The 14,241-nt window shown below is 51.5% G+C and carries 10 protein-coding genes and 1 pseudogene; 8 read left to right on the top strand and 3 right to left on the bottom strand.

The features are described from left to right. Positions 1 to 77 precede the first annotated feature (77 nt). From QZ367_RS06300 to QZ367_RS06285, 4 genes are all read left to right on the top strand, one after another. Positions 78 to 1,439: a TRAP transporter large permease subunit gene (locus tag QZ367_RS06300; protein WP_291938675.1), complete on the top strand. Its 1,362-nt coding sequence runs from the start codon at positions 78 to 80 to the stop codon at positions 1,437 to 1,439. Positions 1,440 to 1,480: 41 nt separating this feature from the next. Then, complete coding sequence (locus QZ367_RS06295) at positions 1,481 to 3,319, top strand: biotin/lipoyl-containing protein (RefSeq protein ID WP_291938674.1); 1,839 nt, start codon at positions 1,481 to 1,483, stop codon at positions 3,317 to 3,319. Between the two features lie 132 nt (positions 3,320 to 3,451). Continuing rightward, positions 3,452 to 5,035 carry a phosphoenolpyruvate carboxykinase (ATP) gene (gene pckA, locus QZ367_RS06290; RefSeq protein ID WP_291938673.1) on the top strand — a complete coding sequence of 528 codons (1,584 nt, stop codon included), beginning with the start codon at positions 3,452 to 3,454 and terminating at the stop codon, positions 5,033 to 5,035. Further along, positions 5,010 to 6,362, top strand: a complete 1,353-nt coding sequence (locus tag QZ367_RS06285; protein ID WP_291938672.1) for a CAP domain-containing protein — start codon at positions 5,010 to 5,012, stop codon at positions 6,360 to 6,362. The genes pckA and QZ367_RS06285 overlap by 26 nt, the downstream gene beginning before the upstream one ends. Before the next feature lie 91 nt (positions 6,363 to 6,453). Here QZ367_RS06285 and QZ367_RS06280 read toward each other — a convergent pair whose 3' ends face one another. The 3 genes from QZ367_RS06280 to dnaG form a co-directional block, all read right to left on the bottom strand. After that, the gene (locus QZ367_RS06280; RefSeq protein WP_291938671.1) at positions 6,454 to 7,008 is read right to left on the bottom strand and encodes a hypothetical protein; all 555 of its coding nucleotides are present in this window, start codon (positions 7,006 to 7,008) and stop codon (positions 6,454 to 6,456) included. Positions 7,009 to 7,250: 242 nt separating this feature from the next. After that, entirely contained in the window at positions 7,251 to 8,234 is a 984-nt protein-coding gene (locus QZ367_RS06275) for an argininosuccinate synthase domain-containing protein (protein WP_291938670.1), read from the bottom strand. Between the two features lie 9 nt (positions 8,235 to 8,243). After that, positions 8,244 to 10,400, bottom strand: a complete 2,157-nt coding sequence (gene dnaG, locus QZ367_RS06270; protein WP_291938669.1) for a DNA primase — start codon at positions 10,398 to 10,400, stop codon at positions 8,244 to 8,246. 60 nt (positions 10,401 to 10,460) lie between these two features. Here dnaG and QZ367_RS06265 point away from each other — a divergent pair, with 60 nt between their 5' ends. The 4 genes and pseudogenes from QZ367_RS06265 (at position 10,461) to aroC (ending at position 14,164) form a co-directional block, all read left to right on the top strand. Continuing rightward, on the top strand, positions 10,461 to 11,486 hold the full coding sequence (locus QZ367_RS06265; protein ID WP_291938668.1) for a tetratricopeptide repeat protein: 1,026 nt from the start codon (positions 10,461 to 10,463) through the stop codon (positions 11,484 to 11,486). Further along, the gene (gene rnhA, locus QZ367_RS06260) at positions 11,464 to 11,886 is read left to right on the top strand and encodes a ribonuclease HI (protein WP_291938667.1); all 423 of its coding nucleotides are present in this window, start codon (positions 11,464 to 11,466) and stop codon (positions 11,884 to 11,886) included. Before QZ367_RS06265 ends, rnhA begins: the two co-directional genes overlap by 23 nt. Positions 11,887 to 12,167: 281 nt before the next feature. Then, positions 12,168 to 12,830, top strand: a pseudogene (gene rnc / locus QZ367_RS06255) (ribonuclease III); the annotation flags it as partial. Positions 12,831 to 13,048: 218 nt separating this feature from the next. Beyond that, positions 13,049 to 14,164, top strand: coding sequence for a chorismate synthase (gene aroC, locus QZ367_RS06250; protein WP_291938666.1), 1,116 nt, complete (start codon positions 13,049 to 13,051; stop codon positions 14,162 to 14,164). Positions 14,165 to 14,241 lie beyond the last annotated feature (77 nt).

The following is a 14,241-nucleotide window of genomic DNA, read 5'->3' as shown; positions in this document are numbered from 1 at the left end:
AATTTAAAATTATATAAATTTTACGCTTTTCGCGCTTGGGCGGAATTTTACCGAGGCGAGATAAAAGGTGGCGAGCTATGATAGGCATAGTGATGTTTGCGGCAGCGCTTTTTATGCTGCTACTGGGATTTCCCGTTGCGTTTACGTTCGGCGCCGTGGCTGTGATTTTCGGCTTTATCTACGGACTTAGTGAGGCGTGGGATTACGCGCAGGGCTTTGAAATTTTAACCGAAGCTTTCGAGGATATGAGCAGGCAGTTTTTTTCACTGATGCCTAATAGAATTTACTCGATTATGGAAAATCAGCTGCTAATTTCGGTGCCGCTTTTTATTTTGATGGGTATGATTTTGCAAAAGACTCGCCTTGCGGAGCGTTTATTAGAGTCGATGGCATTTTTATTCGGCGGCGTACGAGGCGGCGTGGCGATCAGCACCGTTTTGGTAGGCGCGTTACTTGCGGCTACGACGGGCATCGTGGGTGCGACTGTCATCGCTATGGGCGTCATCAGCCTGCCCGTGATGATGAAATACGGCTACGATAAGCCTCTAGCTACCGGCACCATCGCTGCTGCGGGCACGCTTGGGCAGATTATCCCGCCTTCTATCGTGCTGATTATTTTAGGCGATATACTTTCTGTTTCGGTGGGCGATCTTTTCTCTGCAGCAGTTATTCCTGGGCTTGTGCTAGTGGGTTTTTATGTAATTTATATCGCGATTATTTCATATATTTGCAAAGATTATGCGCCGCCTGTTCCGCCGCTAGAGGGGCTTAGTAAATCAAAGCAAATTTTTATCGCGCTTAAAAACGTCGTGCCGGTGCTCGTGCTGATTTTGCTCGTCTTGGGATCTATTTTTGCAGGCATCGCTACGCCTACGGAGAGCTCGTCGGTAGGCTGCTTGGGTGCGATAGTGCTAGCTGTTTTATACCGCACGTTTTCGTTTAGGCTGATCTATGACGCGCTAAAAAATACCGCTAAAATTTCGGGCATGGTTTTTATGATTTTGATGGGCGCCACGGCATTTTCGATGATTTTTTCTTACACGGGCGGAGATGAGGTCGTAAAAAATTTTATGGAAAATCTGCCCGGTCAAGCATGGGGATTTATCGCGCTTACGATGGTAGTTATCATAGTGCTTGGATTTTTTCTCGATTATGTCGAAATTTCATATATCATTTTGCCGATACTTTTGCCGATAGTAGAGTCTTTGCATATCAATCCCGTGTGGTTTGCGATCTTAATCGCTGTAAATTTACAAACATCGTTTATGACGCCGCCATTTGGATTTTCGATATTTTTCTTAAAGGGCGTGACGCCGCCGCAAATCCATACTACGGACATTTATAAGGGCGTGCTACCTTTTATTTTATTGCAAATTCTAGTGCTATTAACGCTCGCAATCTTTCCGGGGGTTTTTGGTTTAAAAGCTTTTTTAGGCTAGAAATATTAAAATTCACGCTAAATTTAACCTAGGAGCTAAAAATGGCTAAAAAGCTTATCGACGTTATGGATACGACCTTTCGCGACGGATTTCAGTCTGTTTTCGGCGCGCGCGTGGCGATGGAGGACTTCCTGCCTGCCGTTAGCGCGGCCAAAGACGCGGGCATCACGCACTTCGAGTTCGGCGGCGGCGCGCGGTTTCAGAGCCTATATTTTTACCTAAACGAAGACGCCTTTGAGATGATGGATAAATTTAGAAGCATCGTGGGACCTGAGGCGAACCTGCAAACTCTTAGCCGCGGCGTAAATACCGTCACGCTCGATACAGGCAGCCGCGAGATCATCGATCTGCACGCCAAGCTTTTTGCCAAGCACGGCACGACGACGATTCGAAATTTCGATGCGTTAAACGACGTGGAAAATTTAAAATTTAGCGGCGAGTGCATACATCGCCACGGTCTTAAACACGAAGTCGTGGTTACGATGATGGATCTGCCGCCCGGATGCAGCGGCGCGCACGACGCGGCGTTTTATGAGAGAATTCTGCGTCAAATTTTAGAAGCGCAGATTCCGTTTGATAGCGTCTGCTTCAAAGACGCAAGCGGCACCAGCAGCCCGCAGAAGGTCTATGAAACGATCAAGCGCGCGCGTAAAATTTTAGGCGACGGCGTGCATATCCGCCTGCACACCCACGAGACGGCGGGCGTTAGCGTCGCATGCTATCAGGCTGCGCTCGTTGCGGGCGTAGACGGCATCGACCTTGCCGCGCATCCCGTAAGCGGCGGCACTAGCCAGCCGGACATCCTTACGCTGCTGCACGCGACGAAGGGGCAAAATTTCGACCTGGGCCTGGATGCAGAGAAAATTTTAAAATACGAAGAGGTTTTGGGCGAGTGCTTGAAGGATTACTTCATGCCGCCCGAGGCCACGCAGGTAAGCCCGCTCATTCCGTTTAGCCCGATGCCTGGAGGCGCACTTACCGCAAACACCCAGATGATGCGCGATAATAAAATTTTAGACAAATTCCCAGCCGTCATCAAGGCCATGCGCGAGGTCGTCGAAAAGGGCGGCTTCGGCACGAGCGTAACGCCGGTTAGCCAGTTTTATTTCCAGCAAGCGTTTAACAACGTAATGTTTGGTCCGTGGAAAAAGATTGCCGAGGGCTACGGCAAGATGGTGTTAGGTTATTTCGGCAAAACGCCCGTTAAGCCGGATGAAGGCGTGATTAAGCTGGCGGCGGAGCAGCTCGGACTACAGCCTACGACCAAACACGCCGTAGATATCGCCGATACCGACGAGAGCAAGAGCGTCGCGTATGCGCAGAAGATTCTACGCGAGCAGGGCATCGAGCCTAGCGAGGAGAATATATTTATCGCGCTTGCGTGCAAAGAAAAGGGCATCGCGTTTTTAAAAGGCGAGGGCAAGGTGATGAGCCGCAAAAAAGAGGACGTAGCACCCGCCGTAAGCCATCAAAGCGGTATTTCTAAAAACGGCAAATTTGATGTTAAGATTAACGGCAAAATTTACAACGTAGAATTTGCCGGACAAAACGTGCTCGTAAACGGTGATCGATACGACGTCAGCTTCGATACCTCAGCGCCCGCAAAGCCGCAGCCGCAACGCTCCGCCGGCGAGCAGCCCACTGCTGACGCGCGAGGCGGTGCGGACGATAACGATATAAAAGCGACGCTTCCTAGTAATGTATTTAAAATTTTAATAAAGGAAGGCGACGCTGTTAAGGCAGGACAGAATGTCATCGTGCTTGAAGCGATGAAGATGGAGATAAATATCGAAAGCCCGCGTGATGGCGTAATCGATAAAATTTTGATCGCTCAAGGCGATACGGTCGATGCCGATCAGGTGCTCGCGATTTTAAGATAAGCTCTAAAATTTAGGCGGGCGCTTCCGCCTAAATTTCATGGCGATCATCCTCAGCGCTTAAGCGAGCTCACCTAAATTTTAAGCTATAATAGCGCAATCTTTTATCAAAATTTAATTTAAAAAGGACGCAAAATGACAACTCCGAATGATTTGGACAAACTAGGTCTTAAAAATATCAAAAAAATCAATCACAACCTAAGCTACGACGAGCTTTTCGAGCTTGAAAAGGCAAGGGGTGAAGGACGCGTATCAAGCAACGGCACCTTTATGGTGGACACGGGCATCTTTACGGGTCGCAGCCCTAAGGACAAGTACTTCGTAAAGCAGGACCCGAGCCAAAAATACATCGCCTGGGGCAAGGTAAATCAGCCCATCTCAAAAGAGCTTTTCGATAAGCTTTTAGCCAAAGCCAAAGCTCAACTAAGCGGCAAGGAAATCTTTATCCAAGACGCCTATTGCGGCGCCAGTAAATCCAGCCGCAAAAATGTGCGTTTCGTAACCGAAGTCGCGTGGCAGGCGCATTTTGTTAAAAATATGTTCATCCGCCCAAGCGAGAGCGAGCTAGCGGAATTTCATCCCGATTTTGTCGTTTACAACGCGTGCAAATGCAAAAACGAAGATTACGCGAGCGACGGGCTAAACTCCGACGTTTTCGTTATCTTTAACGTCGAGGAAAACGTCGCGGTTATCGGCGGCACGTGGTACGGCGGCGAGATGAAAAAGGGAATTTTTTCGATGATGAACTACTGGCTGCCGCTTGCGGGTAAGATGTCGATGCACTGCTCGGCAAACGTGGGCAAAGAGGGCGACACGGCGCTATTTTTCGGTCTAAGCGGCACGGGTAAAACGACGCTCTCGACCGATCCGAACCGCAAGCTAATAGGCGACGATGAGCACGGCTGGGACGATGAGGGGATATTTAACTTCGAGGGCGGCTGCTACGCGAAGTGCATAAATTTAGACCCGAGCAGCGAGCCTGAAATTTACGCCGCGATCAAACGCGACGCGCTGCTTGAAAACGTGGTCGCGGATGAGGCGGGCGTAGTGGACTACAAAGACGGCAGCAAGACCGAAAACACCCGCGTTAGCTACCCGATCTATCATATCGAGGGCTACGAGCCAAGCTCCGCGGGCGGCCATCCGAAAAACATAATATTCCTGACCGCCGACGCATTCGGCGTTTTGCCGCCGGTCGCAAAGCTTACTAAGGAGCAAGCGATGTATTATTTCCTAAGCGGCTACACGGCAAAAGTCGCGGGCACCGAGCGCGGTATCACCGAGCCGGTGGCGACCTTTAGCGCGTGCTTCGGCGAGCCGTTTATGCCGCTGCACCCGACCGTTTACGCTAAGCTGCTGGGCGAAAAGATCGACAAACATGGCGTCAGCGTCTATCTCGTAAACACAGGCTGGAGCGGCGGCGCGTACGGCGTGGGTAAGCGAATGAGCATCAAAGCCACGCGCGCGTGCATAAACGCGATCCTAGACGGCAGTATCAAAAAGTGCGAATTTGAAAATTTCGAGAAATTTAACCTCGCGATCCCAAAAGAACTCGCAGGCGTCGAGACGAAGCTACTAAATCCGATCAATACGTGGACGCACCCGGCGGAATATAAAATCACGCGCGATAAGCTTGCAAAGATGTTTGAAGAGAATTTTAAACGCTACGAGGACGTAAAAGAGGGGGTCGAGTTTGCTAAAGCGGGCCCTACGGCTTAGGCTCCTGGGCCTTGGGGCGATCTGCGCGCTTTTTGCCGCATGCGAAAACACCCCCTCAAATTTAAAACAGCCGCTCGTTGCGATGAGCGGCTTTTCCTTTTACGACGATCCGCTAAGATACATCAACAATGTGCGCGCAAAATCGGGGCTAAATCAGCTTTCGCAGAATGAAATTTTAAACACCTCCGCGCTTAATCACGCAAAATATGTCGTCGCAAACGAGGCGATGTCGCACGACGAGACTCCGGGCAGACCGAATTTTACGGGTGAAAATCCGTCAAAGCGCGCTTTTTACGCAGGCTATAATGCTGTCGTGAGGGAAAATTTATCCTATAATTCAAGCGATCTAAAAAGCGCGATCGACGGGCTTTTAAGCGCGATTTACCATAGATTTGCATTTTTGGATTTTGCCTCGGATGAGATCGGCATCGGTTATTTTGAGCACGGCAAAAAAAGCAGCTACGTTTTTGAGATGGGGAATTCGCGCCTTAACGCCTTTTGCTCGCGGAATTTAAACGACGAAGGAAGCGGCAAATTTCTACTGGGGATGTGCAAAAACGAAACGCTACGGATGAGGGAGGATAAGTTCAAAAGCGCCACCGCGCTAAACTCGCACCCCTATGTCTATTACCCGAACGACGAGCCCGCGCTTGCATTTTTCAGCAATGAAATTCCAGACCCCATGCCAGAGTGCAAAATCACCGCAAATCCCGTAAGCGTAGAATTTAATGCCGTGGGACCGCCCATAGCGATGAAAAGTTTTAAAATTTACGAAGGCGGCAGGGAGCTTCAAAACGTTAAAATTTTAGACAAAAACTCCGATCCTAACGCCATTTTAAGCGATAGGCAGTTCGTGCTTTTCAGCAGAGATGTTTTTAAATTTGACGCCAAATATGGCGCGGAGTTCAATTACGAGCAGGACGGGAAGCAAAAAACGCTGCGGTGGGAGTTTATCACGCAAGCGCCTAAATTTAGATACTTCGTCGTGCAAGGCGGAGAAAATTTGAGCGTGAAAAATGGCGCGTTTTACGACATATTCGTAACCCCGAAAGACTGCAACGATTTGATGAAAAGCTACAAAACCAGCTACTCCTTTATGGATAAGCCCGAAATTTCAAGTCCCGCGGCAAATATGCTGCGCGTAAAGCTAAACGGTGTAAAGGGCGCGAAGCTTGAAATTTCAACGGACAACGGCGCGATAATAAATCTGTATTTAAGCGACGACTCCAAAAGCTACGGCGGCATGGGTAAAATTTACGCCGCAATCGCGGCAGTTTTGGCGGCGATCATCTTGTTTTATCTTTTGGCAAGGCGCAGAGAGCGATAGGCGAGACCCATTTTCGCGACTTCTGTTTTTGTCTGCACACACAGGGACACATAATCCTATCCGGCGTAAAATTTAATGCAGAGCTCGGCTTTTAAATTTCATCCCCGTTGATCTCATCCACAAGTTTTAAAATTTTATCCTGCACCGCATCTGGCGCATAGAAATCCATCCACTCTATTCCGTTTGATGCGCTAAAAAGCACGGCGATCCGCCCCTCGCTCATCGCGCACTTGGCAAGCTTGGCCGCTGCGGGGCTGTTGCCCATATTTGGCGTCTCGTCTATGCTTATCTCGGCGCAGCGACGCAAAATAGGCGCCAAATCAAACTCTCCTTCGAGCAAAATAATAACCGAGCCGCGCCTAAAACTGCAGGCGTTCCAAAAGATCTCGGCGCCGTTTACGCATTCGCGCGAGAGATCGAGGCGAAATTTGCCCCGCTCGCGCACGAGAAAACTAAACTCGCTCAAGTTTAGCGGGTGCTCCACGCTACCGAAGGCTCCCGCGATGCTATCTTTGCGCCCGTTATAGACATAGGCGGCGAGCGCGTTTTGCAGTAGCGGCGCGATGATCTGATCATGCGCGCTCGTATGGTCACTCTCTCTGGCGCGGCCTGCGATCTTTACGAAAAATGGCTTGAAATACTCCATAAACGCTCCTTAAATTTATAAAATTTACTCGTTTTTGCTTTTAAATTTAACGGCTTGCACTTTTAAATTTATGCCTATTTGGCTCTTGCGATAGCCGAATTTAGTTCGCGGCGCCCGCTTTTTCGGCTCGTTTTTCAGACGCCGCCGTTTTAAATTTTACTCTTGTATCTGCTATCGCAGCTTCTTGCGCCTATGTATCGTTTTTATCTCTATCAAATACAACCTGGATGGCGGTTTAGATTTTACACAAAATACTTGCGCGCGGCATCCTTGCTCTCAAATGGGCTTGCGCTCAGCTCGCTGCCCTCTATGAGCAGGGCGTAGCGGCGCGCGGCGTCCGTTTTGGCGTATGTTAGCGCTAGCCTCGCCGCAAGCGCCCTATCCGCCTCGCTCGCGCCCCTGCTTAGCAGGCTTAGCGCGCCCACGACGTCGTCTTTAAATTTTATCTCGCTAAATTTCGGATTTTGCACGGCGGCAAGCTTTTTGTTATCGCTCTCATCCCGCCCGATTATTAGCTTCGCGCCCTCAGGCAGGCGCAGATGGCGCCCGAATTTTAAAATTTCAGCGTCCGCGGGCGTTTCGATCTTTTCAAATTTTACCGCATCCTTGATCCGCTCGCTGAAGCTCTGCACGGTCAGCAGACAGCCTCCTGCGGGCGTTTCGTAATCCTCAAAGCCAAACTCCGCCGCTAGCTGCATCTGTCTAGCCCGCCCGCGTCCGCTGATGTCAAGCAGCGCGCCCCTATCTACCCAGCCCTTGATCTCGGGCGTCGTGAGCGGCAGCAGCTTCGCGCACAGCGGACGCAGGATCAGCCCCTCCTCATCGCCGCTAAGCCCGCCGACCTGAGCTAGAGCCTGCGCGCGCTGGCTCATCGGGCGCTGTCCGAGCACCTCGCCCGTGATGATGAAGCTCGCCCCTTCGCTTTGCAGCATCGCAAGCGCGGTCTTAAACATATATCCGTGGCAGTCGATGCAGGGGTTGAAGTGCTTGCCGTAGCCGTATTTGGGCTCGAAAAGCACCTGCCGTAGATATTCGCTTCTGATATCGACGCTTTTAAAATCCGCTCCCGCGGCTGCGGCTCTGCGGCGCATGATCTCGCTCTTGTCGTCCTTGCCGCTAAATCCGATATCCATATTCAGCGCGAGCACCTCGATGCCTTGCGAGACGATGAGTTTGACCGCGAGCATAGAGTCAAGCCCGCCGCTAAAGAGCGCCAATGCCTTCATTTCGTTCCTTTACTTGAGCTGATTGATCTTTTTTTGATACTCCAAGATCCGCTCGATCTTGTCGGGTGCGTCGGAGTTTTTGAGTTTTTGCATCAGATCTTGCAGGGCGTTGCGGCGTAAAATTTTGCACGCATCGTTAAAAAGCGCCGCGCCGCCGATCGGCAAAATTTCATCGTCCATCGCAAGCGCACGCAGATTTTCAAGGGCCTCGCTTTCGGCGTTTTGAGTATTTTGAGCTGCGGCTTCCCTCTCGCCTTGCTTCGCGACGTTGTTTACGTCTTGCTTCTCGCCGCCGTTTGCACCCTGCTGCACGGAGGAGTCTTTTAAATTTACGGCGCCCGTGGAATTTCGTCCGCTTTGCTCGCCGAAATTTTGTACGTTGGAATTTACGCCATCCGCTAAATTTACGTTCTCGCTCTGGACGGAATTTTGATCCACGCCGCCGTCCGTATTATCTCTAACGCCACCGCGAGTATCCGCGATAGAATTTTCACTCGCATTCTCGCTCACATCGTTATTCAAACCCTCGCCCGCGATGAAATTTTTAAAATTCCCGCCGCTGCGAGCGAAAGCTAAAAACGCCTCGAAAATATCGCCGTGCATGCGAAAATCGCGCCGCTCCAAGCAGCCGAGCCCAAGCTCCGCCATCTCGCCATCGAGCAGCATAGATTTTATGATCTGAAGCTCCGCGATCTCCTTGCGGCGCAGTAGCGTCCGCCCGAGCCTCGCCGAAGCCGCAGGCGGCGCGGAGCTTTCGTAACGCGCCTTGTTTTGCAAGCGATTAAAATTTCCGCCGTTTAGGCTCGCGCTCGCACCGCCACTGCCGTCTGCGCCGCGCCCTCCGTAAGAGCCGAAATCGCGAGAGTCGAAGCTCCCGCTCTCGTTAAAATTTCGCCCCTCAAAGCCCGCGCCGAAATTTTTACCGCCGTCGGCGAGATTAAACGAGCCGGGCGAGACGTTTAAAATTTGCGCCACCAGGCTCTGGTAGGACTCGGCGAGCACGGGGCCGAGCGCTGCGGTAAATTCTTTGATCTCATTTAGCGCCGCCTCTTTTTGCACGGGTCGGGCGAGGTCGTATTTTTTAGCGATTCTTCGGATCAGAAACTCCCCGCTCTCCATGCCGCTAGCATAAATTTGCTCTAGCTCGCGCACCTTGCCCGCGACTATCATATCCGCAGGATCGGCGCCGCCGCCGATTATAGCGACACTTGAGTCGATCTTGTTCAGGCACAAAAGCCGTGCCGATTTTATCGCCGCATTGATGCCCGCAGCGTCGCCGTCGAAGCTAAGCACGACGTTAAGCTCCGCGCGCTTTATAAGCGGCAGATGAGCGGGCGTCAGCGCCGTGCCGAGCACCGCTACGGCGTTGTCGATACCCGCTTGATGCAGCATGATGACGTCCATGTAGCCCTCGGTGATGATGAGGGTTTTTTTGGCGATCGCGCTTTTTTTCGCAAGGTCGAATGCGTAGAAAATTTTAGATTTATCAAACAGCGCACACTGCGGTGAATTGACGTATTTGGCGGGGTTATCGCTTATCGTACGACCGCCGAAGCCCACAAGCTTGCTCGCGTGATTGTAGATCGGAAAGGTAATCCGCTCGATGAAGCTAGCATAAAGCCCGCGCTCGTTTTGCTTCACTGCGCCCGCATTTAACGCGTCTTGCGGCGGAATTTCTTCGTTTTGCAAAACTCTGATCGTCTGCGCGCTAGCTCCTGCGTATCCAAGGCCGAATTTGCGAATGCTTTGATCGCTCAGTCCGCGATCGTGTAGGTATTTTACGGCGGCGGGGTTTTGATAAAGGCAGCTTTGATAATAGGCGTTTAAAATCCCGAGTACCTTCTTCTCTTCGCTGTGCTCCTGGACTTTAGCGCCGGTGTATTGCAGCGCGAAATTATACATCCCCGCAAGCTTTTCTACCGCTTCTGGAAAGCTTATCTTTTCGTAATCTTGGATAAATTTAATCGCGTTGCCGCCTGCTTTGCACGAAAAGCAGTGAAAAATTCCAAGCTTTGAACTCACGCTCATGCTCGGGTGCGAATCGTCGTGGAAGGGGCAGACGCCTACGAAATTTGCGCCGCTGCGCTTAAGCGGGACATATTTTTCTACGACGTCTACGATATCTACGGTGGCCAGCAGATTTTCTATGCTTTCGTTTTTAATCATAAGCGAAATTATACCCGCACTTTGCTATAATTGCCCTTTATTTTTGCGACGAGGTTTGATTTGGATAATTTTTTCTTAGACGATCGCGACCCGATTTTCGGGCTTATCATGCTGATAAGCATAATCTTGCTAGTGTCGATTCTAAGCTACATTTGGGGAGTTTTTTCTAAAAAAAACGAGAGGCAGAGCTTAGAGAATTTCATCAAAAAATTTGACACCCTAGACGCGCTTAGCACCGAGCACAGGCAGCTTTTAGCAAGCCCGCAGATAGACATCCCTACGCTTGGAATTTTAGCTAGCTCTTTCGTCAAAAGCGGCGACTTCGAACGCGCGATAGAAATTTATCTAATCGCGCTAAGTAAGGCTAGCGGCGGCGTGCAGAGGGAATTTATCCTTACCAATCTCGGTATCGTATATTTCAAAGCGGGCTTTTTAGGGCGCGCCGAAGAGGTGTTTTTACAGGCACTGAAGCTGCGCCCGAGAAACAAAGAGGCTCTTACACATCTTACGGTGATTTACGAGCGGCTCAAGCGCTTTAATGAGGCGCTTGAGGTGCTTGACGCGTTGCGCGAGCAGGACGCCGAAGTATATGCTCAAAGCCAGTTCGAGCGCGCTCAGATCATCGCAAACGACGCCAATACGCCGTTTAACAAGAAGATCGCTAAAATTTCAAAGCTAAACTTCAAAGGCGCGGGGCGGTTCTGCATGGAGCTTTTTATCAAAAACAAAGAGCCTATGGAGGGCTTTGACCGCTTCCCGCCGATCGAGCAGGCGATTGATCTGATCTATGATTTCCCTGCGGCGGTAAATACGCAGGATGCAGAGTACAACGCGCTTTTTTACGCGCTCGGAAAAAGCGATCAAAAGCCGCAGAGCGCGAGTAAAATTTTTGAGATCAATGCGCTTATGGCTATGAAGGACGCGGGCTTTGAGGACGTGGGGCTTAGCTTTAGCTACACCTGCGCGAAGTGCAAAAGCTCGGTGGGGCTCTTCTCGCACCGCTGTCCGGTCTGCTACGAGCTAGGCAGCATGGAGATCAGAGCGCAAATTTCGGAGAAAACCGGTGAAATCGGTCAAACTTTTTAGCGACGGCAGCTGTCTCGGAAACCCCGGAGCAGGCGGCTGGGCTTACATACTGCAATATGGCGACGCGATAAAAAAGGCAAGCGGCGCAGAAGCGATGACGACGAATAATCAAATGGAGCTAACAGCCGCTATAATGGGGCTTAGCGCGCTTAAACAGCCCTGCCGCGTCGAGCTTTTTACTGACAGCGAATATGTCGTTAAGGCGATAAATTCCTGGCTCGCAAAGTGGGTCGTTACCGATTTTAAGGGCAAGAAAAACGCGGATCTGTGGCGCAGATACCTTGCTGCGGCGGCGCCTCACGAGATCAAGGCCTCGTGGGTCAAGGGGCATGCGGGTCATCCGCAAAACGAGGAGTGCGACGCTATGGCTCGCGCGGCTGCAGAAGCGATAAAGGGCTGAAATTCTACGGCAAAGCTTGCGGTTACGCGGATTTAGCATAGATTTACCCGCGTTTGCTTTGCACACAGAACCGCTTCGGCGCGGTTTGCGTTAGAATTGGCGGGCACGTTTAAATTTTATTCGCCGCAGATCGCAGCTGGCGCGCTTCATTCACCGCGTTAGCGCAAAGTTAGCGCAGATCCCGCTCGCATTCGTTTCGCTTGCGCAGGTTTGTTCGCGCCAGATGCCGTTTGCGTGCGAGCTGCCGCGGATTTCGTAGAATTTTATAATAAAGGGCAATAATGCAAAATTTAGAAAAATTACAAGAAAAACTGGGCTATAAATTTAAAAATTTAACTCACCTCAAGATCGCTCTTACACACAAAAGCGCCAAAAACGGACACAACAACGAGAGGCTGGAATTTTTAGGCGATGCGGTGATGGATCTGATCGTGGGCGAGTATCTTTTCAAAAAATTTAGCAGCGACGAGGGCGATCTGAGCAAGCTGCGCGCCGCACTCGTGAACGAAAGCAGCTTCTCTAAATTTGCAAAATTTTTGGGCATCGGCGAGAACCTGAATATGTCGCTATCCGAGGAGCGCAACGGCGGGCGCGAGAAGCCATCGCTGCTTTCGGACGCGTTTGAGGCGATAATAGGCGCCGTCTATCTTGAGAGCGGGCTGCAAAACACCGCCCGCATCGCGACTGCAATTTTAGAAATCCTCTATCCGCGCATAAGCTTTAACGAGCTAGTTAAAGACTACAAAACCGCGCTGCAAGAGCTCACGCAGGCAAAATTCGGCGTCACGCCCGAATACGTCCTTTTAGGCTCAAGCGGCCCCGATCACAAAAAAAGCTTCGAAATGGCGGCGCTTGTTGGCGGCAGGCGGCTCTCATCCGCCGTGGGAGCGAGCAAAAAGGAGGCCGAGCAAAAATGCGCGCAAATCGCGCTCGAGCTTTTACAAAACGGCGCCTCGCATGGCACTAGCGCAACAAGTGGCAAGCAAGCAGCATGCGCTAGCGACGCACAAAACGGCGCAAACCGTGCTCAGAACGGCAAAAAAAGCTCACAAAGCAGCGGACGGGCGCGGGGCAGCACAAAGAGCGAGCATAATAATCGAGTCGGCAAAAAAAACGGGCGCGATATGGACAAACAAAGCGGCGGCGACCAAGGAGGCGCGCTATGAATACTTTCGGCGAGAGATTGCGCCTTAGCACCTTCGGCGAGAGCCACGGCGCGGCGATCGGCGGCGTTTTGGACGGCTTTCCGGCTGGCGTAGCGATCGAGCCTTCAAATATCCAAAGCGAGCTTGACCGCCGCAAACCGGGCGGCAAATACGCTACGCCGCGCAAAGAAGCCGACGAGATCGAAATTTTAAGCGGAATTTTTGACGGTCGTAGCACCGGCGCGCCGATCGGATTTATCATTCGCAACGCAAACCAGCACTCAAAGGACTACGAAAATCTCAAGGATATTTTCCGCCCCGCACACGCCGATTTTTCATATTTTGCCAAATACGGATTGCGCGATTACCGAGGCGGCGGACGGGCAAGCGCGCGCGAAACCGCCGTACGCGTGGCTGCGGGAGCGTTTGCGCAAATCATGCTAAATCACTTTAAAATTTCCGTAAAGAGCGGAATCTGCGGCGTGGGCGAAATTTACGCGGAAAATTTGGACTTCGACTTTGTGCAAAACAGTGAAATTTTCGCGCTTGATCCCGCTGTGGAGGGCGCGCAGAAGGAGCTTATTTTAAGCGTCAAAAATGTTGGCGATAGTATCGGCGGCTGCGTGCTAACGCGCGTCACGGGCGTGCCTGCGGGACTCGGCGAGCCGCTGTACGGCAAGCTAGATGCGGCGCTTGCGGGCGCGCTGATGGGCATAAACGGCGTAAAGGCCGTGCAGATCGGCGCCGGAGTGAGGGCAAGCACGCTAAAAGGCAGCAAGAATAACGATTTCATGCACGCTAGCAAGAATGCGATCCATACCAACGGCGGCAAGATCGGCGCAAATTTCGCAAGCAACAATGCAGGCGGGATCTTAGGCGGCATAAGCAGCGGCGCGCCGATCGAGATAACGACGCACTTTAAGCCCACTCCGAGCATTTTTATGGCGCAGCACAGCGTGGACGTGCGCGGCGCAGACGCGGTCTGCGAGCTGCGCGGGCGGCACGATCCGTGTATCGCCGTGCGCGGCAGCGTAGTAGCCACCGCAATGGCTCGGCTGGCGATCGCCGACGCACTACTGCTAAACGCAAGCGCGACGCTGGGGAATTTAAAGCGAATTTACGGCGAGGATTAAATTTAGACGAGCGGCGCGGCGAAATTTTGCGAAATTTCATTAAATTTAAGGGTCGAGCGATGAAATCCCCGCGAGTT

It is taken from the genome of Campylobacter sp., assembly GCF_019423325.1.
Taxonomy (GTDB): domain Bacteria; phylum Campylobacterota; class Campylobacteria; order Campylobacterales; family Campylobacteraceae; genus Campylobacter_B.
Note: the sequence above shows the minus strand (reverse complement) of the source record. Positions and strands in the feature narration are given on the sequence as shown.

Excerpts from the sequence above, each read along its gene's own strand:
- QZ367_RS06300 (WP_291938675.1), top strand. The coding sequence starts at position 78 with ATGATAGGCATAGTGATGTTTGCGGCAGCGCTTTTTATGCTGCTACTG.
- pckA (WP_291938673.1), top strand. The coding sequence starts at position 3,452 with ATGACAACTCCGAATGATTTGGACAAACTAGGTCTTAAAAATATCAAA.
- aroC (WP_291938666.1), top strand. The coding sequence starts at position 13,049 with ATGAATACTTTCGGCGAGAGATTGCGCCTTAGCACCTTCGGCGAGAGC.
- QZ367_RS06295 (WP_291938674.1), top strand. The coding sequence starts at position 1,481 with ATGGCTAAAAAGCTTATCGACGTTATGGATACGACCTTTCGCGACGGA.
- QZ367_RS06275 (WP_291938670.1), bottom strand. The coding sequence starts at position 8,234 with ATGAAGGCATTGGCGCTCTTTAGCGGCGGGCTTGACTCTATGCTCGCG.
- QZ367_RS06280 (WP_291938671.1), bottom strand. The coding sequence starts at position 7,008 with ATGGAGTATTTCAAGCCATTTTTCGTAAAGATCGCAGGCCGCGCCAGA.
- dnaG (WP_291938669.1), bottom strand. The coding sequence starts at position 10,400 with ATGATTAAAAACGAAAGCATAGAAAATCTGCTGGCCACCGTAGATATC.